This window comes from Polynucleobacter sp. JS-JIR-II-50, from assembly GCF_018687895.1.
Lineage (GTDB): Bacteria > Pseudomonadota > Gammaproteobacteria > Burkholderiales > Burkholderiaceae > Polynucleobacter.
In genome coordinates this window covers 823,022-847,036 of sequence record NZ_CP061307.1, presented here as the reverse complement: position 1 = coordinate 847,036, position 24,015 = coordinate 823,022, and the positions used below count along the sequence as shown (strand labels likewise).

Below are 24,015 nucleotides of genomic sequence, written 5' to 3'. Positions count from 1 at the left end.
CTTAGACTCCGATCAAATGACGAAGAATAAAAACAGTCACGAAGCCGGCAAACATAAAGGCGCAAGTGGCAACGAGGGAGCGCGGGGATAAACGCGAGAGTCCGCATATCCCATGGCCGCTGGTGCAGCCTGAACCGTAGTGGGCCCCAAAGCCAACCAAAATGCCTGCAATCACAATCGCAATCCAATCAGACTCAATCTCTACAACGGGGAATATTCCAAAAAACAGTGCCGCCATAAATGGAGCTGACACCAAACCTAAAACCAAAATCAGACGCCATGCGGTGTCCGTTAATTTTGGATGCAATAAACCAGAAACAATACCGCTGATTCCCAGGATGCGCCCATGAAGTAATACGTAAAGAGCTGCAGCAACCCCAAGAATCATTCCCCCTAGTAAAGAGGGAATCGGTGTAAATGAGAACCAGTCAATTTGCATTATTTAATCTATCAACTTATAAAATTAGCTGCAAGGGTTAGGCGCAAGACGTACCTGTAAGTAACGCAGACCTAAATAAGCCCCAAAAATAAATCCTGGTAAAGCCAGCAATGAACCGAGAGCTAGGGTAGAAATACCGCTTAAGCCCTGCCCTACTGTACAACCTAAAGCAGTGACGCCACCAAAGCCCATCAATGCACCGCCAACCAAATGATTGGCCGTGTCTTCAGAATTGCGAAAGGATTCCCAGCGAAATGATTTCGTCGCAATTGAGACTGCAGCAGAACCCAGAATCATTCCTAGAACAGCCATAATGCCAACGGTCAGCACTTTAGACGTATCGCTATACATCATGAGCCAGTCAAGTGAATACGCATAAGGAGCTACAAAAGATAAGCTCTCCATACGGCCAGAGTTAGTGACCAAAAATACTTCCTCTAAAGTATTGGGATCTTCAGCAACAAAGCCTAGATTGCCAGATACCCACCATACTGCACAGATTGCCAATCCAACCGCTATGCCTGCAAATAGATTCTCAGCAGTCCAAAATACTTTGCTCGCAAGGGCATAAGCAATAAATGCAGAGCCAATAATTAAGCCTAAGGCCAAATGAAGAATTGGACGCGCAATACCAAGAGGCGCACTCAACAAACTGGGTAAGTCTTGCGGGGTATTAAAGGCTATGAAAAAAGTATCTAGAGTATTAATGCGAATCACGCCCAAGAACCCACGCAATGTCATGTAAGCAGTTAAACCCAGCACCATAAAGACGATCAGTGACTTTAAATTGCCGCCACCGATACGGATCAATGTCTTGCTGCCACAACCTGAGGCTAAAACCATCCCGAAGCCAAACATAACACTACCCACAATAGTGGAGAGCCATAAGAATTTATTACCGGTATACATACTCTTCAGGGGATCAATTAAGCCGAAATAAGACATTAAGGTAAAGCCAATAATGGCAACCCCAATGGCCAAGAACCATTGCTTTAAACGATCCCAACTAGACATGATGAAGACATCAGATACTGCTCCCATGCTACAAAATCCAGTCCTTTGCATGACTGCGCCCAAGAAAAAGGTAATAACAAAGGTTGCCCAGAGGACAGACTTACTTAAAGAATTGATATCTACAACATCCATAGCGACTGTGTCTTGAAAAATTAAGGTTTAAATTTATAAAACTGCTTGTTCAGAAAAGCTGTCACATCCACCTCATCTTCGGGAAATAAATCAAGACGAAGTTCTGCATTACAGAGTGAGACCATCTTCTTCAAATCGGCCAGGGTTTTTACCTTGCCATCCGAGCGGGTGTAGATCATGTCGCCATTTCCAAAGCCCGTTTTCTTGGCATGGCAGGCATAGCACTTTTGCTGATCAATCGTTTTACCATTCGCTAAATCCGGAGTAGCAAGCGCAGGCGCACTAATGAGTGCACTCAATACGATTACAGCAGTGGATCGGAGAAACATCATTTTCATTACAAATCAAGGATTTAGCATTAATCCTCTATTTTAAGGCCCAATGACCGAAATTGCCCTACTCTGCCTGTATGGACAGGTAGACATTAAAGGCATTCATGCGGTTTGCGGCTCTAAAGAGTGGCATTCCCTCGTATTCAGACCAATCAGCCTGCTTGTACGCATCCTCGAAAGGGTCCATATTGACAGCAGCTTTGGACATAGATTCACGCAAGTATTTCAAGTAATTCCTGGTGAAGGCAATATCTTCGGCTGGTTTCACAGAATAGCCGCCATGACCTGGTATGACGATATTGGGGCTCAACCTTTCTATCTCGTCCAAAGCCGCCAGCCATCCCTTGCTGTCTGCATTTCCAACAAAGGGAATGCGGCCTCGAAACACCAGATCTCCAGCAAAAAGCACCTTCTCAGACGGCACATACACTATCAGATCTTCAGGAGCATGGGCAGGACCAACCCTGCTGATAAAGAAATCAACGCCACCAATCGTCAATTTTGATTTCTGATCAATCCATACATCAGCAGAAATGAGCTTGGTATTTTCATTTACCCAGGGAGCGAAATCAATTCTAGACGCAATTAAACGCTGCTTTGCTGTTTCTGAGGAAAGATAGTTTCGCCCTTCACCTTGCGCATAAATCTTCGCACCAATTTTTTTAAATTCTTGCAGTCCGTACACATGATCTGCATGATAGTGACTAACAATAAGTGCAACTACTTTTTGTGAGGTAATCTTTTTGATTTCGGCAATCAACTTTTGAGCAAGAATAGGCGATCCCAGAGCATCAACTACTACGACCCCACCTGGCGTTACAACAAAGCCCGCATTGGATATGAAGTTCTGATTAACGCTACTCCCCATCTCCGGAAAGCCCTGGACAAAATAGGTATGCGGCGCTACCTGCACAGGTTTTAAGAGGACTGAATCAGGGGCATTACTTTGCCCAAAAGCAACACTGAAAAAAACAAGGGATCCCAAAAGGATCCCTACAAGACTTTTAAAGCAATGCATGATGTCCTGCTTAAGGCTTTATGTAGGCAAAACCATCTTTATATTGCAAGTCCGCAACTCGCACTACGCCTGATGGCGTGAAATCCGCATCGAGTGTGAACTGATCTTTTTTCAAGTTACGATTTTTTAAGGTAATCTCGCACACTTCAAACTTCACGCCACGAGATTTAAGAGCCCCAACCAACGGCGCATATTCCACATTATTTTTCTTATCCTTGGCGCCTTCCATCAACATGTCAACGCCATTGGCATGGGTCACAACGATGATGATGGTATTGGGAGAAGTATCCAAATGATTACGAATGTTGCGCAGTCCTTTTAGACCTTGAGTTTCTGCATCATCAATGTGATAAACCACTTTAGTAGGGCCAGAAGATTGAGCTGAAACAACCGAGCAAAATCCCAATGTCAGCACTAAAGCAGTAATAATAGAAAGTAGTTTTTTCATGCTGATTCTCGTGTAAATAATTAGATTGGAGCCATGCCAGGGTTATTTGAAACGCCTTTAATGATTGGCTCATTGAGCTTAACCGCTTTAACGACCTTGACATCGCGCAAGTGGCGCTCCATGACATCCCAAATTGCTTCGCCGCCTGCATTTTTCGCCTCTTCACTGACTGGTGCCCAACCAGCTACTTTGTAGGTTTTGCTTGCATCAATGGCCTTACCATTTAAGCGCATATCCGAAATACGTTTACCAGCGGTTTGTGCTGGATCAATGGTGTATTGCATTCCACCGACGCGGACCATGTCACCACCCTGCTGGTAATACGGATCTGGATTAAACAAGTTATCAGCAACGTCCTCAAGAATAGTTTTGATTGTTTCACCGCTCATATTGGTAACGGTAGTGTATGGGTAGGTAATCGCGGTTTGATCTAAAAGATTTTCACGCGTAATGGGTTGACCAGGCAATAAGCTGGTACCCCAACGGAAGCCTGGCGAGAAGGCAATCTCTGCATTCTTCTGTGCCATCAATCCATCCAAGATAAGTTGATCAAAGCTACCGTTAAAGTTACCACGGCGATACAAGAGCCCCTCTGTAGTTGCTAACTTCTCATTGAGCTTGGCTTCATACGGAGCCCTGACTTTAGCGATTAACTTATTCATCGTTGGATCCGCTGGAATCATATTGGAGAAAATCGGGAATAGCTTGTAGCGGAAATCTATTGGCTTGCCACCCTTCACATCAAAATCCAGCACCCCTAAGAACTTACTATTAGACCCAGCGTTGGTAACCAAAGTTACACCGCCTGCATTCTTCACCTTCACCGGAATAGGCACGCCATCATGGGTGTGTCCACCCAAAATAGCATCCAGTCCGCGTACGCGGGAGGCCATCTTCAAATCTACATCCATGCCGTTATGGGACAGAAGCACAACCACCTTTGCACCCTTGGCCCTCACCTCATCAATGGTCTTTTGCATATTCTCTTCTTGAATACCAAAGGTCCAATCGGGAGTGAAGTAGCGGGGATTTGCAATCGGCGTATACGGGAAGGCTTGTCCAATGATGGCTACCTGTACGCCATTCTGAACTTTCATGACGTATGGGTTAAAGACCATGTCACCAAAGTCAGCCGTCTTAATATTTTGCGCAATAAAGGACACCTTGCCTTTGAAATCGCCATTGACGATCTCCATAACGCGCTTTTCGCCAAGAGTCATTTCCCAATGGGGCGTCATCACATCAACACCCAGGGCAAGAGCGGCATCAACCATGTCCTGCCCATTGGTCCACAGTGCCGTTCCTGAGCCTTGCCAAGTATCACCACCATCAAGCAATAAAGCGCCAGGGCGACTTGCTTTCATTTGCTTAATCAACGAAGCCATATGGGCAAATCCGCCCATCTTGCCGTAGTTTTGTGCGGCAGCAACATAGTCTAAATAGGTAAAGGCATGAGCATCGCGCGTACCGGGTGCAATGCCATTGGCCTTCAAGAAATATTCGCCAACCAAGTGTGGGGTCTTACCTTCCTGCGCACCGATGCCAAGGTTTACATTGGGCTCACGAAAATAAATTGGCAATAGTTGGGCATGACAATCTGTAAAGTGTAAAAAGTGAACATTACCAAATTTAGGCAAGTCATAGAATTTTTGCGCAGTACTTTGTGCATTAACAAAGTTTGATTGCAAGCTCATTCCGCCTGCAGATGCAATAGCTAAGGCCTGTAGAAAATCGCGACGACTTAAAGACATAACATTCCCTTTGTGAAAACAGGCCTGTCGGCCTGTCTTTATTACTTATTTATTGACTGGTGAGGCAGGATCAAGCAGCAATGCCATCACATCCTGAATCTGCTGCTCATTTAAGAGCTTGAAATGCGCAAATCGCGGCATGTTGCTGCATGCGTTGTAAGCCTTGGAATTATTAATACGATTCCAGGTATAGGTCACCACTTCTTGGGAATACCCGCGCATCTTTCCATAACCCGTTAAAGATGGGCCAATATTTCCATAGGAAATTTCTTTAGGATCGATTTGGTGACAGTTGTAGCAGCCACCACCTATGACGGTGTCGGCTTTATCAGTCCAGGTAGCGCCACGACCGCTCTGCGCAATCGCCTCGCCCTTCTTCCAGTCGCCGATGTACTTGCCATCGGACGGCTGCTTAATGCTGTCCATATTCATTTTCTGAATCTTTTCACGCATCTTTTCACCCTGCTTGCTATTAGCAAATACAGGGTCAGAACAAAACTTTTGGGTTTCATCTTGCTGAATTCGGTCTAGGCCAGCTATGCCATCAGCCTTAAAGCCATCCTTCATCATTTTGTTGAATTTAGGATCATTGGCTTGTTGCGCCATTACATTGCCATGCATCACTACTGAAGCCAAAGCAAAACAGCTAATAGCTAAGAGGGATTTTATATTCTTCATGTTCATAGTCTCTATCTCTTATCCGTTAGCGCTTTAAGCCAGGGGTTTCAACTGTGCCGCCATTAGCGTTCTTAGCCATATACATGGATAAAGCAATCGTTACATCAGAGGCATAAATTGGGAACGGGAAACGTTGCTGACGATAGCAATCATTTAAACGTTGCTGCATCGTCCAGAACTGCCCACTCGATACACGATATGCGGGCCAGTAACCCCAGCCTAAGGCAGCGCCCTTTTGAGTGGTGATGTTCGGCAAGTCTTGCAAGCGGATACGCTTACCATCTTCACCATGGCATGAGGCACATGAGAAATCCATTGGGCCGCCTTGGAAGAAAAATGCACGCTTACCGAGCTCATACATTTCTTTTTCTTTCGGATGCGCTGTGCTCACCTTAATTTTGTCGCCTTTAGACAAGGTGACTACGTAAGCAACAATGGCCTCCATATCCTTCTTAGGGCCCTTTTGAAACGGGGCATCAATCATCTCTTGCGGATCACGGCCCTGTAGCTTCTGCATACAAGTCATTAAACGGGATTCGAGATCTTGAACCTTATTGGTGTCTTTAAAGTAACGCGGTAACTGAGCTGCAGCACCCTTTACTACACCTGGCCCCAAACCTAAATCACACTTTTCTAAAGTAGCGTTCTTAGGGCCAGCAGGCTTTTTCCACAACTCCTCACCAGCTGCCTCGTAAAGCTCTGAAGGGTTGCCATCAGCAATCATCTCGCGATATTTTGCAATATCGTCTGTAGCACTATTTTGCGCTGATACAGAAGATGAGACCATTAATAAAGCAGCCGCCATTCCTGAGGCTAGCCCTAATGTAAATTTACGCTGCATTTGCAACCCTTTCAAAACACACTAGATGGTAAAGATTTATTGATTCAACCTGCAAATTAAGAAGCTGTTGCTTCGTCGGTGCGCTTGTCACCTTTGCTATCAACCCAACTCACCACAATCTTGTCACCTTTGGCGCCCTTGTATTTGAAGTTCAAGAATGGATCCTTAGAAACCGCAGGGCCAAACTGACCATTCAATACATCTTTACCGTTAGCTTTGACATTGATAGTAGTAATGTGCCACGCAGGAATCGTTTTACCAGCAGCATCTTTACGCTGACCAGATTCCATATCGTGCTTCATCAAAATTTTTACATCCACAATTCCGCCGTTTTCGGCCGCTCTTACGCGCATTGGATCAGACATATCTTCCTCTTGTAATCTAGTAATTAATTAATGGTTTTATTTGGGCTGGGGTTAATTAACCGCCACAACCACCCAAAGTTACTTTTACTTCCTTAACAGCCATACTCCATTTGCCATCGGCTTTTACCAAGGCATACACATTAGAGGTTTGACCCATCTTGATACGAGTAGTAACAAAAGGCTCAGTACCAGCTGGAATATAGAATTGCGCAGCTAAGGCGCTTGGGTTTTTCTCAACCAAAATTGCCATTTGCTCTGCTTTAAGGGTTGTGACAATTCCAACTGGAACGACCGCACCATTTTCTGCGATATCCGGAGCATTCAAGGTAACTGCACTAGATTTGTCTGGGCTACCCGCACCCAAGATCTTGAACACATCATCTAGGCTCTTACCTTCAAAAGCGGCTTTATTCCACTCTTGAGCTTGGGCTACGCTGATAAGACCCGCAGAAGCCATTAAGCCGAAAACGGCTGAGTATTTCAATAAACTGCGTCGCTGCTGATTCATAAAAACTCCTTTAATAATCCACTCTTAGTCTCAAATATAGCGGTATTTCAAAAAACCCTCTGTAAAACTATTGTCCGGTAAGTACCCAGCGTACTAGAGTCGCCCTGTCCTCATCGGATAACTGGGACTGTGGCGGCATTGGGATCGCTCCCCACACCCCCGATCCCCCATTTTTGACCTTAGCCATCAGCTTTTCTTGAGCCCCACTCTGCCCCTTATATTTAGCTGCTATATCGGCAATTGATGGGCCAACCAATTTCGCATTTGGGGCATGGCATGCCGAGCAGTTTTCATTCTTAAACAGCGCTGCAGGACCCTTTGTGCTTGCAGCATGAGTATCAGAGGCATGTGCGAGCCCCTCACCTGATGTGCCTGGCAGTTTATCAAGCGGCGGCTTGGTTGAGTCTGATCCACGATATGGGCCATAGAGGCGATTTTGCTCTGCAATATTGCCGTGAGCATTTCTAGCGAAGTCTGGAAGCGTAGAGCCAATTTGTACAAACTTCACGCAATTATTCATGCAAGATGAGCCATTGACATCGGGTTTGCCGTTCACACTCCAGAAGCCATGGTTACGCGTCATTCCATTGCGGTTAGGCATCTTCTTCTGTACGTCGGCAATATTGGTATTGCTCAATACAAAATCATCTGGAACAATTTCACCCAAACTCAAAATAAATGCAACCAGAGCATAAGTATCGTCTGGCGTTAAAGATCTCGGCGCATTCCAAGGCATAGCCCGATAGATGTAGTCCCACAAAGTAGAAACGCTTGGTACCTTCATCAAGGTAGTACGCTGAGGTTGCTTACGATCAGCTAAAGAGGCAACCTTACCCGTCTTTACATCATCAACAGTAGTTCCACCTGCAATCGGCGTAAAGATTTCATTAGACTCACCAAAGACACCATGACAGCTAGCGCATTTAGATTCCCAAATAGCTTGACCCTGCTCTACCGAGCCAGATCCTTTAGGTAACCCCTTAAAGTCTGGGCGCACATCGATATCCCAAGCCATAACCTCGGCTGGAGTGGCGTTGCGGCCAATCCCCGGAAACTTAGCAGAGCCCTGAGTATTTTGCGCATAAGCAAATTGAATTGATAAGGCTGCTAAAGCTGCAACAGTTACGCGAGCAAATAATTTATCCAACTTGTACATTACTCACCTCACCGTTTGAATCCAATTTCCATGACTGAATTGCATTGTTGTGATAAATCGAGCGATTACCACGCACATCACGCAAGACCTTAATTGAAGGCTGAATATAGCCAGTGTCATCTACAGCTCTCGATTGCAAGATTGCGGGCGAACCATCCCATACCCAATCTATATTGAAACGGGTAATGGATTTAGTAAGCACCGGAGTCTCTAAACGTGCAGTTCGCCAGTTATTGCCGCCATCAAAAGAAACGTCAACGCGTTTAATCTTGCCACGACCAGACCAAGCCATGCCACTCACGTTATAGAAGCCTTTATCTAGCAATTGCTGGCCGCCAGAAGGGGTGGTTATGACTGACTTACATTCTTGAATGGATGCGTATTGACGGTGCATGCCATCTGGCATGAGCTCAATATAGTGAACAGCTTCATCTTTCGCATTCCAAGGCATATCGCCAACCTCTAGGCGACGCAACCACTTCACCCAGCTGACGCCCTGCACACCAGGAACCACTAGACGCAATGGGAAGCCGTTTTCCGGGCGCAACATTTCACCGTTCATGCTCCAGGCAACGATTGTGTCTTCTAAGCAGCTTTCTAGATTGATGGTGCGCGTCATGCCAGAACCATCGCCGCCCTCAGCAAGCATGAACTTACCTTTTTTCAAATCAGCGCCGCATTCTTCAAGTAATACTTTGAGAGGTACGCCAGTAAACTCACAGCAAGAAAGCATACCGTGGGTGTACTGCACTGTTGGTACAGCTACGTTACCCCACTCTAAGCCAGTATTAGCGCCACACTCAATAAAGTGCGTACGCGAAACTGAAGGTAATCTCATCAAATCATTCATCGTAAAGACGCGAGCGTTCTTCACCAAACCATTCACCATGAGTCGATGGGTTTCAGGGTTGAGGTTGTACCAACCTTGATGATGACGCTCAAAGTGCAAACCATTTGGAGTGATAGTTCCAAACAATCCCTGCAATGGAGTAAATGCAACTGATGCTGCAGAAACGCGCGTTAAGCCAGGTGATTCACGACGAATAAGATTAGATTCATAAATAGATGGAACGCCATAAGGCATAGTGGCAACGTTCTTACCTAAAGTGGTTTGCCACTCTTGCTTCTCTAAGATTGCTGGGTCACCTTCTCCAGCAGCAAAAGCCATCGGCGCAGCCAAGCCAGCGGCAGCACCACCTACCGCTGATAAAAAGCCTTTACGCAAAAAACCGCGACGACTCTCATCCAGGCCATTGGCATTAATGTCGGCAATTAATTCCTGAGAAATAAAGTGCTCTGGCGCCTTAACAAGGCGAGCTCTATTAGCAGACTTCTCAACCGCGGAGATATCCTCAGCACTCAATTCAATTTGCTTCTTAGTCATTTGACCTCTGCTTAACAAGTTAATCTATAAAAACTTAATGAATACCTTCAGCAATCTTTGCGCAGACTGTCTGGCACATCTCAACGGTTGCATTATCCGCAATCGAGTAATAAACCGTCACACCCTCTTTTCGCCTCATTAGAATTCCGGCTTTATGAAGAGCTAGTAAATGTCTGGATACATTGGCCTGGCTTGTGCCACACATCTCCACTACCTCAGAGACGGATTTTTCACCATTACAAACTGCGTACATGATGCGTAAGCGTGCTGGTTCAGAAAGAACGTTGAAATACGCGGCAACCTGCGAAAAGACCTTCTCCATCTGTTTTGGAGTGAGATTTTTTGTCGCTTTTTGAACCCTGGATTTCACTTAAATCGATGCCTTATATATATGCGTATATGCGCATATATTTGACTCCGCATGGGCTAAATTCGATATAGTGAGATACCCTATATTGCTTAGCAATACAATCAATCAATGGATACGGACGCAATACTTCTCTCACTAAAGCTTGCACTGTGGACTTTAGCCATCATCATCCCTTTTGGGATCTGGGTGGCATATTCCCTGCTAAGCCTTAATAGAAGCAAGCCTTGGATTGAAGCTGGACTAGCCCTTCCCCTAGTCTTACCGCCAACCGTGCTGGGCTACTACCTACTAGTGGGGCTGGGCGGCAAAAGCATATTTGGAGTCCCTTTGGTGTTTTCCTTTGCGGGAATCCTGATTGCCTCCCTCATAGTGAACCTCCCATTTGCCATTCAGCCTATTCAGCGCGCATTTGAAGCCATCAACCCAGATATTAGAGAAGCGGCTCAGGTCAGCGGACTCTCGAAATGGCAGATCTTTCGACTAATTGAGCTACCTCTAGCTTGGCGCGGCATTACCAGTGCGGTAGTTTTAACATTTGCCCATACTCTCGGGGAGTTTGGGGTCGTGCTAATGGTGGGAGGGGCTATTCCAGGGGAAACTAAAACCGTATCAATCGCAATTTATGACAAGGTTCAAAGCTTTGATACCTCTGGCGCAGGTGCTTTGGCCTCATTACTGCTTGGAATATCCCTCATCGCGATTGCACTTTCCTATGGCGTCTTTGGTAAAGGCTTACACCGCTCAAGCCGAGGTAACTCCTGATGCTGAAGCTAAAAATCAGCCAAACCCTTCCAAACCCACTTCAGATCACACTTGAATGTGCGGCAGGTCAATTACATGCCCTGGTTGGCCCATCTGGTAGCGGCAAAACTAGCACGCTGAGAACGATTGCTGGACTAAGTCAATCTAAGGCCGGAAAAATTGAATGCGATGGTCAAACTTGGTTTGAAGCTAACGAAATAACGGGCGTTATACAGAACCTGCCGCCAGCACAACGATCTTGCGGATTCTTATTTCAGCAATATGCCCTCTTCCCACATCTTTCTGCTATTGAGAATGTCCTCATTCCCTTGCAGAATTCAGCAAAAAAAGTCGCAGAGCGAAGATTGATTGCTCAAGATTGGCTGAGCCGCATGGGAATTGCTGAACTAGCCCACCGCTTTCCAAACCAGCTCTCTGGTGGGCAGCAGCAACGTGTGGCACTTGCTCGCGCATTAGCCCGACAACCTAAGATCTTATTGCTTGATGAACCGTTCTCAGCAGTCGATGCGCCAACCCGTCAGAGTCTATATAAAACTCTTGCAGATTTACGCAAGGACTTAAATATTCCTATTTTGCTTGTTACCCATGATTTACGTGAGGCGGATCTACTTGCTGATCGCATTACTGTAATTGACAATGGCATAAGCCTACAAACTGCTGCGCCTCAAGTGCTGTTCCAAAGACCCAGAAACTCACGTGTAGCCGAGTTGGTTGGCATTAATAATATGTTCCATGGAATATTTAATGCGGGCAACCTCTCCTGGGAGGGCTGTGAAAAAACTTTCACCGTAGCCGATAAAGGCAAGATCCCGCCAAACGCACAAGTAGCATGGGTTATTCCGCAAGATGGATTAAGCATTCACAGCACAGCAACCGCTACAAGTATTCCTGCTTCGGTGGCAGCAATGAGCAGCTTAGGTCAAATTGCAGTAGTTCAGCTACAAATTCAGAGTAGTACACACAAACTTGAGTGGGTTGCCTCGTCTTCTGAAGTGAAAAGACTCAACATGGAAATAGGCAGTAAATTACATATTGAATTAGATGGCAATCAGATTCACATCATGCCATTACGCCCCATCAACGACCCAAGGCGATTTATTGATCGTTAATCTACAGCGAATCAACAAATAAGAAAAACCACCCGAGGGTGGTTTGGTGTCTCCTCCAGCCTCTAACAATCTCGGCATAGAATTTAAGGCTCCAATCTAACATCCATTAGAAAGCCCTGTATTCGCACTTACCCTTGATTACCAATATTTAAAAGGCCTCTCAGCATCAACATCCCCACCCAAAGCTCTCATACCCATATTGCAATGTGGGCAAGTAAGACCGTCCCACTCCAACAGATGATCACTAGAGTGGCAACTGGTACAAACCGGTGGCATGCTAATTTCAGTGTTGATGCTCCCTGGATGAGCTACAGTATATGCATCAATCGTTGAGCAGGTCTTACAAACCATTGCCACCCTCGAAGAGTGAAGCCCAACCTCTTTGCCTATGCCGCTAATGCATTCAAACTTACAAGAGCGGCACACAAATTTATATCTAGCCATAATTTAATCCCACTAATTTTTTTTAGATTGAAGCGCCAATTTCTTCATATGGGCATCTTGAATGAGTAATTGCCTTTCTTGATTGGCCACCCCAATAGTGATCTTTCTGGCTATAAGATCGGCATAGACACCGTCAATCTTTTTAAAGAAATCCTCGTAAACTGCAGTCTTTTCGGAGCCTAAGCCCTCCAAAGCAATCGGCCGACAGGAATTTGCTTCAGACAAATAGCTCGTTAATGCCTTGGCCTGCTGATCGGTTAATTTATCCGCCGAACTAAAAAGTACCTTTGCATGAGAGTTATTTCTGGTAACGGCAATAATCTGGGCATCTACTAACAATGCGTCAGCACTTTGATTGCTTCGCATAATACAATCATTAAGTCGCTTGGCTACAGACCCTGAGTGGTCTGGAGCCATTGCTATCATTGGTAGTGGAGCTTTAGCAACTTGAACTGGATTATTGGGTGCAACATTTGTCGCACATCCACTAAGGAATGCAATTCCTATCAAACTTAATTTAAAGATGTTTTTCATTGAGTAGCCCATTAGTTATTGATAGACAAAATCAGCGCGTCGATTTTCTTTAAACGCCGCCTCTGTCTGATTTGGGTTGGCTGGCTTCTCTTTTCCAAAGCTTACCGCCTCTAACTGAGATTCGCTCACGCCTTGAGCAAGTAGCGCTTTCTTAACGGCTTCTGATCGTTTTTGACCTAGCGCAAGGTTGTACTCGGTAGTTCCACGATCATCGGTATTTCCCTGGATTATCACAAAAGCTTTTTGCTTTTGAAATGCCTTTAAGTAAGAAGCATGTGCGGAGATTGTTGAAACATATTTTGGGTCAACGGTATAGCTATCAAACTCAAAATAGATTGAACGCTTGCCATAAACGCTAGACTTCGGATCGCTAATAGGATCGTAAGTAGAAGAGCCTCCAGCGTTAACAGTAGCGACGCCGTTGGCGTCATCTAACTTAACGCTACTGCAGGCGGAAATAAATAAAACCAATAATGCCAATGGCAATATTTTTACAAATTTAAACATGATGAGATTTCCCATGTATGGCTACAAGTAAGTAGCCAAATAGCAAAGGGACATGCCTCTAAAGCACGTCCTACCTAAAAAATATTAGGCCTGGGCCTTGGGTGGCTTAAATGCTGAATCGGGAAAGTTTTGCGTAAATAAAACATCGTTTGCCAAGGTAAATTTAAGGGCACTTAGCGGTGGATGAAAAATAGCAATTTGGATCTCGCTAATATTTGCCGTTACATGGCTCATTAAAAAAAGTGTGCGAGATTCCTGTTGACCATCATTAGTATCATTGCTTACATGACTATGGTCAGAAATAAAAGTGGAAAATGATGTTTGATGCATTTGAGCACGCTCAATAGCAGCATCGATAAAAACGCTGCCAGCCGCAACCTTGAATGAAATCAAGAAAAGGCAAATAAGAATCACGAGAGATCTATTTCGGGATCGCATGGCGCGATTTTATACCTAAAAAGAATTGGCCTATAAAGATTTACCTCTGAAAACTACTTAATCCTGCGTTTTAGACCGCTTAGGTTCAATCCGATGAAGATAAAAGCCAACCAATAAGTTAGCTTTTATCCGCAAAGATGAAACAAAACTTATTTACAACAACCGCCACCGCCACAAGAAGAATCGGTACCGCAAGTATTAATTCCTAAAAGTGGGTACGCTGGGCAAAATCTAAATAGCCCTGTTGCAAGCGGCACCACACCAATCCAACCCCATACACCAACAGTTCCCGTTACAGCTAGACCAATTAATACCAGACCAACCACCATACGTAACATACGATCAACACTACCGACATTGCATTTCATATTAAGACCCCTTTTGGTTATTTACTGCAGTAATTTTGATACAACACATCCATTACAGCTAAAGCTACATGACTCGAAAGAGAGTAATAAATTTGCTTACCCTCCCTTCTAGTCTCCACCAGCTTTTCATTGCGCAATACCGTTAATTGCTGCGAAAGAGTTGGCTGGTGAATATCGAGACATTCCTCAAGCTCACTTACACATTTTTCACCCTGGCCAATCTGACAAAGCAACATCATGCGATCTCGATTGGAGAGAACCTTCATTAAACGGCAAGCATCATCTGCTGATGCTTGCATCTTTTTGAGGTTGATATTGATATCGAGTGTGTTCATGTTGAAATAATTAATTTAATGGCATACCGACCAAAGGACGACCCTCAAGAGTCCAAAGATATAGGGAGCCGTCATATAACTTAGTTGATTTATTGCCCACTAATTCAGACATGACAAACCAGCCTCCAGCTGCCAAATGGCCAGTATTGCAATACGCAATAGTTGGTCCTTTGATGCTTAAACCATTAGCCGCCATTAATGCGTCATAAGTATTTTTCTGCCAGAAATACAATGCACCATTACTTGGCTTTGCCAATAATTCGGGCGCCAATTCTTTTGAATGAGCAATATGGCCAAAAGTCACAACATCTGGACGTTTTGTAAGGCCCAAATATTGAGCAGGCTGACGGGCATCCAATAGCTGCGGCTTACCCGCTTTAGAAGCAGCAGCCACATCATCCGAACTGGCAATCAAATCCTTGCGATAGGCCTTTGATGCCCAGTTGCCAGCAGTTTTTTGCGAACTGGCTATAGTAAATTCACGCCCTTCGCTTAACCAACCGGCAATACCACCATCCAATACGGCAACTTGATCTTCGCCATACACCTTAAACGACCAATAGGTTCTTAGGGCTTCATCAATATCAGACATATCTTGTCCAATAGGCACGAGAATAATTGGCTTATCAGAATTGATACCCAAAGATTGAACCAACTTCTCAAAGTCCGCTTTTTCTGGAATCAGAAACTTAATTTTTTTACCATCTACGAGACGTTCTACGCGCACTTTTTTGAAGTCTAGGAGAGAGGAATTCGTAATATGGCCACCGACTTCTACCAAGGATTTTTTACCCGTTTTTTTGTCAGTATCAAATTCTGGGTTCCTGAGGTAGCTTGCCAAATCAGTTCTGACTTCAATAATCTGGACTTCAGACATATTATTAGTCAGCCAATCAGCGCTTACAACGGGGCCAGGCAAATTAATTGCGTGAGCTAAAGTTGTTAATGCCGCTAATGCAATTACTAAAAACCATTGGATCTTTTTCATTTCCACTCCTCTATGAATTTACAACTGATAAATGCTCAGAAAGACGCTCCATCAAATCTATCTTGCACTCCGTTAATACGTGATGCTTTCTAGAATTCAGGACCAGCTCTCGATCTCCTCGATTAGCCGCTAGCTGCGCAATCTTTTGATCTCGCCCTAAAATCAATTCGTCAATCTCGACAGCAAATAACTGAATCAATGCGCCCACCCACTTAGCAACTGGAGCCATGCGACCCTTAACTACCATCCGAAATTCTTCAAGGGACTTAATGGCAAGCTTTGATTCAGCCATTTCCTCGCCAGTTACCCACTGATTGGTGGTAAATAGACGCACCGGCAAACCTCGTTGATTTAAGGCAATGGCAATAAGATGATGAAACGTATTACTTTCTCGTTTAATTACATGAAAGTGCCCATGCTCCTCACGAGGCATTTCATCAGCGGAATGGGCGTGGTAATAAAACTCATACCCACTTTGCTCATCAGCCAAATCATTATTTGGGTAATGCTGCCACTCCATAAAATCTCTTGCACCGCCTAAAGCAGCCTCATTCAGAGTGCGGCCAGTGTCTGCATAACGCATCTGAATATTTGCCAGCTCTTGAGCGGCTAGCCAGAGATTAGATTGGGTAAGCATTTTTGAAAATTACTCTGCAGCTTTACGCTTTTTGGGGCCGCAAGGATTTGCAGGTCCACATGGGTTTGCTGCTTTCTTCTTAGCTGGGCCACAAGGATTGGTAGCTTCTTTTTTAGGACCACAGGGATTCTTTTGCTCCGCACTTGCCGGATTCGCAGGGGCGTCTGCCGAATGGGCGAGTGGAGCTGATGCTATACCAGCTAGGGCCATTGCCAATGCAGCTACTGAAGATTTCTTAGACATATCTTTCCTTTTGAAAAATTAAACTTGTGAACTCACAGGGCCTTTAGATTTCCTTTCCATCCAAGAGCCCAAGATAAATACAACGATTGCAGCAACGATCATGCCAATATCAATAGATAAGCTCGAGATATTGAAAGCATCAGGCAATGCATCTGCTTTTGCATACTCGCCTAAAGTCGTTACGAACTCGATAGTTGGGTAAATTCCAGCAAATAGCACCGTACCAAGCAATAAACCAAGTAGAAATATCGCCGCATCAATGCGTCCAGACATCAACCCCACCACAGAGGTTCCCGGACAATAGCCACCAATAGCAAAACCAGCCCCAACCAAAGCCCCGCCCAAGGCAGCAGCCCCCAGAAATGCCGGCGGCACGAATAAACTGCCAGCATCAACAAACCCAAATCGCTCCAAAATCAATAGCCCCACAGCCGCAAAAACAATGGCAGTGAACATCACCTTAAACACAGACCAATCAGTTAAACGAAATTGACCAGTTAATTTATTTGGATTACCAAAACCGGCACGCTCCAATACAAAACCAAATCCAGCCCCTAATAGGAGCCCTGAAAGAATTTCACTCATCTCATTTCTCCTCTTTCAAGAAAAGGCTTGTCAATAAACCTACCGCAAAGAATGTTCCCAGGAATGTAAATCCAGCCAAACTTAGCACCGCGGCACCAGATAAGCCTAGGCCACTAGTACATCCTGCCGCAACCCTTGCACCAAAGCCTGCAAGCGCGCCACCAAAAAGAGCTGTCCATGGACGCTTAGATCCGCCTAAAAACTTTGCGCCATCCATCTTGAATTGAATTCTGTGCGCAAAAAATGCAGATGCAAGTGCTCCGAGAGCTACGCCCATGACTTGCCAAGTAATCCATGCATTTAATGGCTTACCTTCTTCAATCATTCCTCCCAAGTAATTATTTGAATTTGTTGCAACAGGTGCGACATACATTCCAACCCATGCAGTTAAGCGTGTCGTAAAGCCTGTTGCTCCAAGTCCATGTCCAGTGACCACAAATGTCGCTAATAGAACCATCCCCAAAAGAATTCCCGCTAAAAGCGGGTTCATATATGGCGCTGGTTTAGCCAATGCTACTTTATTAACCATCTTGGTAGACCTCATTTAATAATTAAATAATATATTTTATTATATATTATTTAATTAGAATTGGTATGTCAAGCCTACTAGGACCGATAACAGGGGGCAAATTTGATCCACATCAATAAATAGTAGATTCAGATCTTTATGGTTTGGACATCTGCAATCAAGATTTTAATAAATGGCCCTCAATTACAGATGGATGCCACCAATTAATAGCGCGCATCTTTGGGCTTGCCGCCATTAGGCCAGTCCTTATCCTTACCAATAAAGTCTGGGCGAGCCATATGAGCAAAGTACTCAGCAACATCAAGAGCTTCCTGATCACCTAAACTACCTCCCTGCCCTAAAGGAAATTTGGTGTTGTGACCCATCGGCATGTTTTGCTTGATAAATGCCGCAGCAGTAAAAGTGCGCGCCATTCCAGCGCCTAAATTGAAGGACTCATCACCCCACACCATTGGAAACACATACCGACCATCAGATTGTTTTACGCCTTCTCCATTAGACCCATGGCAAACAGCACATTGCGCTTGGTAAATCACCCTGCCATTTTCAATATTTGGGAGTAGCGTTTTATCAATTTTCCCAATACCTCTTCCTGGAATCTGCTCATCCTTTTTATAAGGCCCGTTAACCCACTTCATGTAGGCGACCATTGCCTTCATTTCAGCCGAATCCTTTTCTAACGCCTTACCGTTCATCGATCGTTTAAAGCATCCATTAATTCGATCCTCAAGATCAATGATTTTTCCCGCGCGTGGGGCATAAGCAGGAAACTGTGCCGCTACACCAACAAATGGGGATGCATTCGCTACAGTTCCAGCATTGGTATGGCAGCTACTGCAGTTAAGGCTGTTGCCAACGTGATCAGGAAGCAAAGTACCCGTCTCTGCCATTAGGCGCATACCGTAAACCAGCTGCCCTGAGTTTGATTTTTCTAGCATATTTGAAAATCGAGGCGTTACAAATTTAGAGCTATCTTGTGAAGTTAAATTTAGCTGTGCCCGAACTGCCTTAACCTGATTAACTGAAACCTCAGGTGCAGAATTCCCCCATGAAGAACGTATGAAGGTAATAATTCCCGCCAACTCCTCATCTCCGAGTGAACCATATTCGGGCATACCAACGATGCGATGGTTTGTTTTTGTTGCCGCTGATTTCCAACCGCTCAAAACAACGTGAATTACTGAAGTTGGGTCGTCAGAAAGAATTGATTTGTTACCAGCCAAAGGAGGAAATATCTTTGAAACCCCTTTCCCGTCATTTCGATGACAGGTGGAACAAAATTGCACATAAGCCAAACCATTTTTAGACTTATATAGCTGCGATTTTTCCAAAGCTATTATTGGCTGGGCCTGATTGCTCTCGTCTAGACTCAGTGATTTAAGATACACAGCAATTGCAGTAAGATCTTCATCAGTGAAATGTTGTGTGCTTAAACCAATGACTTCAGTCATTGTTCCATATGCGGTTGCATGTTGATTTCTACCAGTTTTCAGGAACGCTACGATTTCTGGTGGCGTCCATAAATTACGGAGATTCACTGCATGCCAACTATCAACCGTAGATCCAGACAAAAAATACTTACCATTTGATCCGGCCTGACTCATTGCCTTTTCTTGGAACAAAAGACCTCTAGGGGTATGACACGACCCACAATGACCCATGCCTTGAACAATATATGCACCACGATTCCATTGTTGGGTTTGACTTGCCTCTGGTTGATAAGGCTTACTGCCGCCAAAGAGAATATTCCAAAAGCTTAGGCCCCAACGCATGTTGTATGGCCATTTCATCTGACTTTGGATATTCACTTTTTCTACGGGCAATACACCATGCATTAGATGCTGATAGAGTGACTGCATATCCTCGACAGACATTTTTGAATAGGATGGGTACGGCATAGCGGGATATAAATTATGGCCATCAGCGGTAACACCCCTTCTCATAGCCTTATCGAATTGTTCAAAACTATACCCACCAATTCCAGTCTTTTTATCAGGCGTAATGTTTGTTGAATACAATGCGCCGAAAGGTGTTTTTAGCTCCAAGCCACCAGCCATTACTTTGCCACCCTTTTCGGTATGACATGCAACACAGTCGCCAAGGTGCGATAAATATTCACCCCGCTTTATGGAAGACTCTGTTGAGCTCGAATTGTCCACTGCGAAGGAGAAAAAACTATGGCTAAATGCAACACAAAAAATAATAGTCTTAAAGAATCGCATCATATAGCCCTGAGTATCTTGATCGCAATGAGTCCAATTGCTCTTTACCCACTCAGTATGGGGTAAACCCATATCGGCAACTTGACATAGATCAAATCTAGTTTGTTTTTAAGTCTCAAGATAGCAAATTGAAAATAAACTCATGCACAATTACAAGGTCCGTTGAAATCCTTGGGAATGATGATTTATTCCCAACATGGGTCGCGCTATTCCACCAATTGAGTCTTTCTGATTTTGATAATGAACATGACATCTACACTATTTATACGCACCTCAAAGTACATCGCGTACTTATGCATGATCATGCCAACTCTTTCGTTTGCCTTAGACGGTGAAACGATCATGGTTCATGGTGGAGCAAATCCTGCTGCGATGCCCTGTATTAGTTGCCATGCCCCAGATGGCAAAGGCATGCCATCAGCGGGATTTCCGCGGCTTGCAGGATTACCTGCAGCGTACATTGAAAAGCAACTATATGACTTTAAGTCAGGCAGTCGAAAAAATTCTCTGATGCAAGGCATTTCTTCAGCACTAACAAACGAGGAAATTATTGCAGTGGCTAATGCTTACTCTAAGCGACCAAAAGTTAATGTAAATACTAAACAAACCGGACTCCCCGTTCCCGGTACTGGCGCATGGATTGCTCTGCGTGGCGAATGGAGTAAAAATATTCCTGAATGCACTTTATGTCATGGTCCAGACGGCGTTGGTGTTGGTGATTCTTTCCCTCCATTGGCCGGTCAATCTCCGTTGTACCTAGAAAATCAACTTAAGGCCTGGAAGGCAGAAAAGCCCACTGCTGCCAATAAAAAGGGGGTACCACCTACGAGAAGCAATGATCCCAATGGGTTAATGCAACATATAGCCGCCAGCCTTACTGATGCGCAAATTAAAGCTGTTTCGGAGTACTTTGGAAATTTGGGCGATGCAACAGAACCTTTTGATGAATCCCAGCACAGGCTCAGGTAATTTAAGGACATCGCATGAATAAAAATACAACTATGAAAATTTCAATTGGCAGTTTAGTAGCCTTATGCCTGCTCCTTAGCTCACCAGGTACGTTTGCAGTGGACAAGTCAAAACTAGAGGATCAATCCCAAATTCCCTCAAATACCCACAAGGTTGGAAAAACACAATACTTCATTCCCCCATCAGACTCCGAATTACAAAATAATGCCTTTGGCGAATTAGTTCGGCGCGGAGAGGCTATCTTTGTAAATACAAAAGCACTGGCACCCCAATTCGTTGGCAATGAGATGAATTGCGTGAATTGTCATATTGATAGAGGGCGTCTTGCAAATTCTTCTCCAATGTGGGCTGCGTATCCTATGTATCCTGCTTACCGCAAGAAAAATAATAAAGTGAATACCTATGCCGAGAGGCTTCAAGGTTGCTTTACCTTCAGTATGAACGGAACTCCGCCGTCAGCTGATAGTGAAGTTATCTTAGCCCTAACGGCTTATTCTTATTGGCTATCAACTGGTGCGCCTGTTGGAAAAGCACTCCCAGGACGAGGTTTCGATGAACCTCCTCCCCCTAAAGGTGGTTATGACATTGCTCGTGGAAAAGTGGTTTATGAAAAGCAATGCCAAATCTGCCACGGATCAAACGGCGAAGGACAAAAAGTGGGAGCAACCTATGTTTTCCCTCCTCTCTGGGGTAAGAATTCTTATAACTGGGGAGCAGGCATGCATCGCATCAATACTGCGGCTGGATTCATACAACACAATATGCCTTTAGGTCGAGGCGAAACCTTAACCGACGTGGAGTCCTGGGATGTTGCTGCTTTTATAAATATGCATGAACGCCCCCAAGACCCACGCATAATTGATGGGGATATTGAAAAAACTCGCAAAAGATTCCATGCTGATGATGGCGTAAACCTGTATGGCTCAGTTGTTGACGGTGTACTTATAGGTAAAGGTGTTAAATAGTCTTCATTTATAGCATCGTAAAAAAAGGGAGCCTAGGCTCCCTTTTTAATATCTAAGAATGAGAAAGTTTTAGAACTCGCCCTTTACTGTTGTTAATCCAAGAGCGTCCCAGTCCAACATGCCGCCGCGATAGTAGTAGATCTTGGTTGCAGGGAAGCCATCACGAGTCATGGCAGCCATTGCCATTGGGCTTTGTGGGCAAACAGGGCCGTTACAGAATGCATAAACCTTCTTTGCTTTGGAGCAATCCCATTTAGTTGAGCCTGCGGCAGGCTTTTTACAACCCAACTCGTCCATACGCATTGCTACCTCTGTGTAAGGAATGCCTATTGACCCAGGAATAGTACCTTTTACGCGATCATCCACTACGCGCATATCTACCACGAGCGAGTCCTTGTCATTCAAGGCATTGAGAACATCAATCTCATCAACTGGGGTAACGCCCTTAATTGGGATTAATGGCTGTAACCAACCTTTATTTTTGGCGCAAGGCGTCATTACGCGAGTAATTTCAATTGGACCCTTAGATGTCTTAACAACAAAATTAGTAGACTTATCGATAATTTGCAGCAATTCAGGGCTTGCTGGCGCTCCAGATTGAGCTGCTGCGACGCCTGAAAACAACATCAGACCAAGAGAAAGAAACTTTTTCATAAAACCCTCTTTGTATTATTTTTTTACTTGGAACACCGTTTTAAATGCTTCTATACGTATTTATGCATATTTACGTAGTGTGAGCCCAAGTTAGCCTAAACTTAATACTGAGAAACCCCTATTGTTGATGGTGTTATCCCCTTTAATATCGCCTATAGCTAGTTTTTTAAGCTTTTTATTCATCAAAACACTGGAGTATTTATGAAAAATAGTCGTCGCCAATTTATGATTTTGTCTGCTGCTGGTGCCTGTACTTTGGCATTGAACGGTAAAGTTCAAGCTCAAGCAATGGTTGCAGAAACTGATCCGCAGGCTGCTGCTTTGGGTTACAAAGCGAATGCAACAACTGTCGATAAGGCCAAATACGCTAAGTATGCTGCCGGACAACAATGTAGCAACTGTGCATTATTCCAAGGCAAAGCTGATGCGGCTGCTGGCGGTTGCTCATTGTTTGCTGGTAAACAAGTTTCTGGTAAAGGCTGGTGCTCCGCTTACGCTAAGAAAGCGTAATTAAGTACTTCAAATAAAAAAGACTGCTTCGGCAGTCTTTTTTATTTGTATTCAGCAATCAAGAGCCTTCTTGTGAAAACTTTTTTAAACGGTTCATACTTGGCACCTGAATACTCAGCCTACTAATATTCGAAATTAAGCCTTGCTCAGCCATAGACGCAAGCGCCCTGCTAATAGTCTCAAACTTCACATCCATCATTAAGCCCATGTCCTCTCTTTTAAAGAGTGGTGCAACTGCCATATCGCCAGAAACTTTAGCAATTCGCAAGAAAAATCTAGCCAAACGAATTTCAATTCTTCCGGTATTAATTTCAGAAAACCAAGATTCTGATTGAGCCAGTGCCTCACCCCATTTCTTCACAATCTGCCTATGCAAGCGTGGCGACTCTTCTCCCAAACTAGAAATAATGGCTTTGGGTATGCGGCATAAATGGATGTTTGATAAAGCAGTGGCTGAATGAGCATAACTCTTACCCAACAAAGCCTCCATTCCGAATAAATCACCCGGCATTACTAATCGGACTATTCTAGTAGAGCCATCGGAATTGATATGCAATAGCTTTATATAACCTTCACGCAAGGTAAATAAATGCTCAGCAGAATCTCCCTGTGTATAAATCCCTGTATTTGCTTCATATCGTAGATCATCAATTGGCGAATGAATCTTGGAAAAATCTTCTTCATTTAATTCGGCAAAGAGTGCGGAGCTCCGGATGGAACAAGCATTACAGTCACTATTACCCTGCCATGCGCTTTTTATTTCAATAGTCTTCATAGGAA

General features: G+C 44.4%; 31 protein-coding genes. 5 read left to right on the top strand and 26 right to left on the bottom strand.

All coding sequences use genetic code 11. From position 1 onward, the window contains the following. Position 1: 1 nt before the first annotated feature. From FD963_RS04415 to FD963_RS04355, 13 genes are all read right to left on the bottom strand, one after another. Complete coding sequence (locus FD963_RS04415; protein WP_215363366.1) at positions 2–439, bottom strand: YeeE/YedE family protein; 438 nt, start codon at positions 437–439, stop codon at positions 2–4. 24 nt (positions 440–463) lie between these two features. Continuing rightward, positions 464–1,585 carry a YeeE/YedE family protein gene (locus FD963_RS04410; protein WP_215363364.1) on the bottom strand — a complete coding sequence of 374 codons (1,122 nt, stop codon included), beginning with the start codon at positions 1,583–1,585 and terminating at the stop codon, positions 464–466. Between the two features lie 20 nt (positions 1,586–1,605). Beyond that, the gene (locus FD963_RS04405; protein ID WP_251367322.1) at positions 1,606–1,923 is read right to left on the bottom strand and encodes a hypothetical protein; all 318 of its coding nucleotides are present in this window, start codon (positions 1,921–1,923) and stop codon (positions 1,606–1,608) included. Positions 1,924–1,981: 58 nt separating this feature from the next. Then, a complete protein-coding gene (locus tag FD963_RS04400) occupies positions 1,982–2,935 on the bottom strand; it encodes an MBL fold metallo-hydrolase (RefSeq protein WP_251367321.1) in 954 nt (317 codons plus the stop codon). 10 nt (positions 2,936–2,945) lie between these two features. Beyond that, positions 2,946–3,383 (bottom strand): DsrE family protein, encoded by a 438-nt coding sequence (locus tag FD963_RS04395; protein WP_215363362.1) that lies wholly within the window; start codon positions 3,381–3,383, stop codon positions 2,946–2,948. A gap of 20 nt (positions 3,384–3,403) precedes the next feature. Then, positions 3,404–5,134 (bottom strand): thiosulfohydrolase SoxB, encoded by a 1,731-nt coding sequence (gene soxB, locus FD963_RS04390; protein WP_215363360.1) that lies wholly within the window; start codon positions 5,132–5,134, stop codon positions 3,404–3,406. A 45-nt stretch (positions 5,135–5,179) separates the two neighbouring features. Beyond that, entirely contained in the window at positions 5,180–5,818 is a 639-nt protein-coding gene (gene soxX, locus FD963_RS04385) for a sulfur oxidation c-type cytochrome SoxX (protein WP_215363358.1), read from the bottom strand. Positions 5,819–5,837: 19 nt separating this feature from the next. Then, positions 5,838–6,653, bottom strand: coding sequence for a sulfur oxidation c-type cytochrome SoxA (soxA, locus tag FD963_RS04380; RefSeq protein ID WP_215363355.1), 816 nt, complete (start codon positions 6,651–6,653; stop codon positions 5,838–5,840). Positions 6,654–6,709: 56 nt separating this feature from the next. Continuing rightward, positions 6,710–7,018 carry a thiosulfate oxidation carrier complex protein SoxZ gene (gene soxZ / locus FD963_RS04375; RefSeq protein ID WP_215363351.1) on the bottom strand — a complete coding sequence of 103 codons (309 nt, stop codon included), beginning with the start codon at positions 7,016–7,018 and terminating at the stop codon, positions 6,710–6,712. Between the two features lie 55 nt (positions 7,019–7,073). Next, positions 7,074–7,526 carry a thiosulfate oxidation carrier protein SoxY gene (gene soxY, locus FD963_RS04370; RefSeq protein WP_215363350.1) on the bottom strand — a complete coding sequence of 151 codons (453 nt, stop codon included), beginning with the start codon at positions 7,524–7,526 and terminating at the stop codon, positions 7,074–7,076. A 67-nt stretch (positions 7,527–7,593) separates the two neighbouring features. Then, positions 7,594–8,682 (bottom strand): c-type cytochrome, encoded by a 1,089-nt coding sequence (locus FD963_RS04365; protein WP_215363348.1) that lies wholly within the window; start codon positions 8,680–8,682, stop codon positions 7,594–7,596. Then, on the bottom strand, positions 8,666–10,066 hold the full coding sequence (soxC, locus tag FD963_RS04360; RefSeq protein ID WP_215363346.1) for a sulfite dehydrogenase: 1,401 nt from the start codon (positions 10,064–10,066) through the stop codon (positions 8,666–8,668). The genes FD963_RS04365 and soxC overlap by 17 nt, the downstream gene beginning before the upstream one ends. Positions 10,067–10,100: 34 nt before the next feature. Further along, positions 10,101–10,388 carry a helix-turn-helix transcriptional regulator gene (locus FD963_RS04355; protein ID WP_215363344.1) on the bottom strand — a complete coding sequence of 96 codons (288 nt, stop codon included), beginning with the start codon at positions 10,386–10,388 and terminating at the stop codon, positions 10,101–10,103. Positions 10,389–10,544: 156 nt separating this feature from the next. Between FD963_RS04355 and modB the strand changes: the two genes are divergently transcribed. Both modB and FD963_RS04345 read left to right on the top strand, forming a co-directional pair. After that, positions 10,545–11,198 carry a molybdate ABC transporter permease subunit gene (gene modB / locus FD963_RS04350; RefSeq protein ID WP_215363341.1) on the top strand — a complete coding sequence of 218 codons (654 nt, stop codon included), beginning with the start codon at positions 10,545–10,547 and terminating at the stop codon, positions 11,196–11,198. Continuing rightward, the gene (locus FD963_RS04345) at positions 11,198–12,307 is read left to right on the top strand and encodes an ABC transporter ATP-binding protein (protein ID WP_215363338.1); all 1,110 of its coding nucleotides are present in this window, start codon (positions 11,198–11,200) and stop codon (positions 12,305–12,307) included. The genes modB and FD963_RS04345 overlap by 1 nt, the downstream gene beginning before the upstream one ends. Before the next feature lie 456 nt (positions 12,308–12,763). Here the strand turns inward: FD963_RS04345 and FD963_RS04340 are convergent, their stop codons facing one another. The 11 genes from FD963_RS04340 to FD963_RS04290 form a co-directional block, all read right to left on the bottom strand. Next, the gene (locus tag FD963_RS04340; RefSeq protein WP_215363335.1) at positions 12,764–13,117 is read right to left on the bottom strand and encodes a hypothetical protein; all 354 of its coding nucleotides are present in this window, start codon (positions 13,115–13,117) and stop codon (positions 12,764–12,766) included. Between the two features lie 183 nt (positions 13,118–13,300). Then, positions 13,301–13,792: a peptidoglycan-associated lipoprotein Pal gene (gene pal / locus FD963_RS04335; protein ID WP_215363333.1), complete on the bottom strand. Its 492-nt coding sequence runs from the start codon at positions 13,790–13,792 to the stop codon at positions 13,301–13,303. An 84-nt stretch (positions 13,793–13,876) separates the two neighbouring features. Beyond that, positions 13,877–14,230 (bottom strand): hypothetical protein, encoded by a 354-nt coding sequence (locus FD963_RS04330; protein ID WP_215363331.1) that lies wholly within the window; start codon positions 14,228–14,230, stop codon positions 13,877–13,879. Positions 14,231–14,379: 149 nt separating this feature from the next. Beyond that, positions 14,380–14,598, bottom strand: a complete 219-nt coding sequence (locus tag FD963_RS04325; protein ID WP_215363329.1) for a DUF2892 domain-containing protein — start codon at positions 14,596–14,598, stop codon at positions 14,380–14,382. A gap of 17 nt (positions 14,599–14,615) precedes the next feature. Beyond that, positions 14,616–14,933, bottom strand: a complete 318-nt coding sequence (locus tag FD963_RS04320; protein WP_215363327.1) for a metalloregulator ArsR/SmtB family transcription factor — start codon at positions 14,931–14,933, stop codon at positions 14,616–14,618. Positions 14,934–14,943: 10 nt separating this feature from the next. Next, on the bottom strand, positions 14,944–15,921 hold the full coding sequence (locus FD963_RS04315) for a sulfurtransferase (RefSeq protein ID WP_215363326.1): 978 nt from the start codon (positions 15,919–15,921) through the stop codon (positions 14,944–14,946). Positions 15,922–15,931: 10 nt separating this feature from the next. Then, positions 15,932–16,558 carry a hypothetical protein gene (locus FD963_RS04310; RefSeq protein ID WP_215363324.1) on the bottom strand — a complete coding sequence of 209 codons (627 nt, stop codon included), beginning with the start codon at positions 16,556–16,558 and terminating at the stop codon, positions 15,932–15,934. A gap of 9 nt (positions 16,559–16,567) precedes the next feature. Continuing rightward, entirely contained in the window at positions 16,568–16,801 is a 234-nt protein-coding gene (locus tag FD963_RS04305) for a hypothetical protein (protein WP_215363321.1), read from the bottom strand. An 18-nt stretch (positions 16,802–16,819) separates the two neighbouring features. After that, positions 16,820–17,386: a YeeE/YedE thiosulfate transporter family protein gene (locus tag FD963_RS04300; protein ID WP_215363319.1), complete on the bottom strand. Its 567-nt coding sequence runs from the start codon at positions 17,384–17,386 to the stop codon at positions 16,820–16,822. Position 17,387: 1 nt separating this feature from the next. Continuing rightward, positions 17,388–17,915, bottom strand: a complete 528-nt coding sequence (locus tag FD963_RS04295; protein WP_215363316.1) for a YeeE/YedE thiosulfate transporter family protein — start codon at positions 17,913–17,915, stop codon at positions 17,388–17,390. A gap of 203 nt (positions 17,916–18,118) precedes the next feature. Next, on the bottom strand, positions 18,119–20,209 hold the full coding sequence (locus FD963_RS04290) for a c-type cytochrome (protein ID WP_251367319.1): 2,091 nt from the start codon (positions 20,207–20,209) through the stop codon (positions 18,119–18,121). A gap of 174 nt (positions 20,210–20,383) precedes the next feature. Between FD963_RS04290 and FD963_RS04285 the strand changes: the two genes are divergently transcribed. Together FD963_RS04285 and FD963_RS04280 are read left to right on the top strand one after the other, a co-directional pair. After that, on the top strand, positions 20,384–21,106 hold the full coding sequence (locus FD963_RS04285) for a cytochrome c (RefSeq protein WP_251367318.1): 723 nt from the start codon (positions 20,384–20,386) through the stop codon (positions 21,104–21,106). A gap of 14 nt (positions 21,107–21,120) precedes the next feature. Beyond that, positions 21,121–22,071, top strand: a complete 951-nt coding sequence (locus FD963_RS04280; RefSeq protein WP_251367317.1) for a c-type cytochrome — start codon at positions 21,121–21,123, stop codon at positions 22,069–22,071. Positions 22,072–22,140: 69 nt separating this feature from the next. Here FD963_RS04280 and FD963_RS04275 read toward each other — a convergent pair whose 3' ends face one another. Continuing rightward, positions 22,141–22,725 carry a rhodanese-like domain-containing protein gene (locus tag FD963_RS04275; protein WP_215363314.1) on the bottom strand — a complete coding sequence of 195 codons (585 nt, stop codon included), beginning with the start codon at positions 22,723–22,725 and terminating at the stop codon, positions 22,141–22,143. Between the two features lie 201 nt (positions 22,726–22,926). On the opposite strand from FD963_RS04275, the gene FD963_RS04270 reads away from it, so the two are divergent. Further along, positions 22,927–23,235 carry a high-potential iron-sulfur protein gene (locus tag FD963_RS04270; RefSeq protein WP_215363311.1) on the top strand — a complete coding sequence of 103 codons (309 nt, stop codon included), beginning with the start codon at positions 22,927–22,929 and terminating at the stop codon, positions 23,233–23,235. A gap of 58 nt (positions 23,236–23,293) precedes the next feature. Here FD963_RS04270 and FD963_RS04265 read toward each other — a convergent pair whose 3' ends face one another. Then, positions 23,294–24,010, bottom strand: coding sequence for a Crp/Fnr family transcriptional regulator (locus tag FD963_RS04265; protein ID WP_215363309.1), 717 nt, complete (start codon positions 24,008–24,010; stop codon positions 23,294–23,296). Positions 24,011–24,015: the final 5 nt, after the last annotated feature.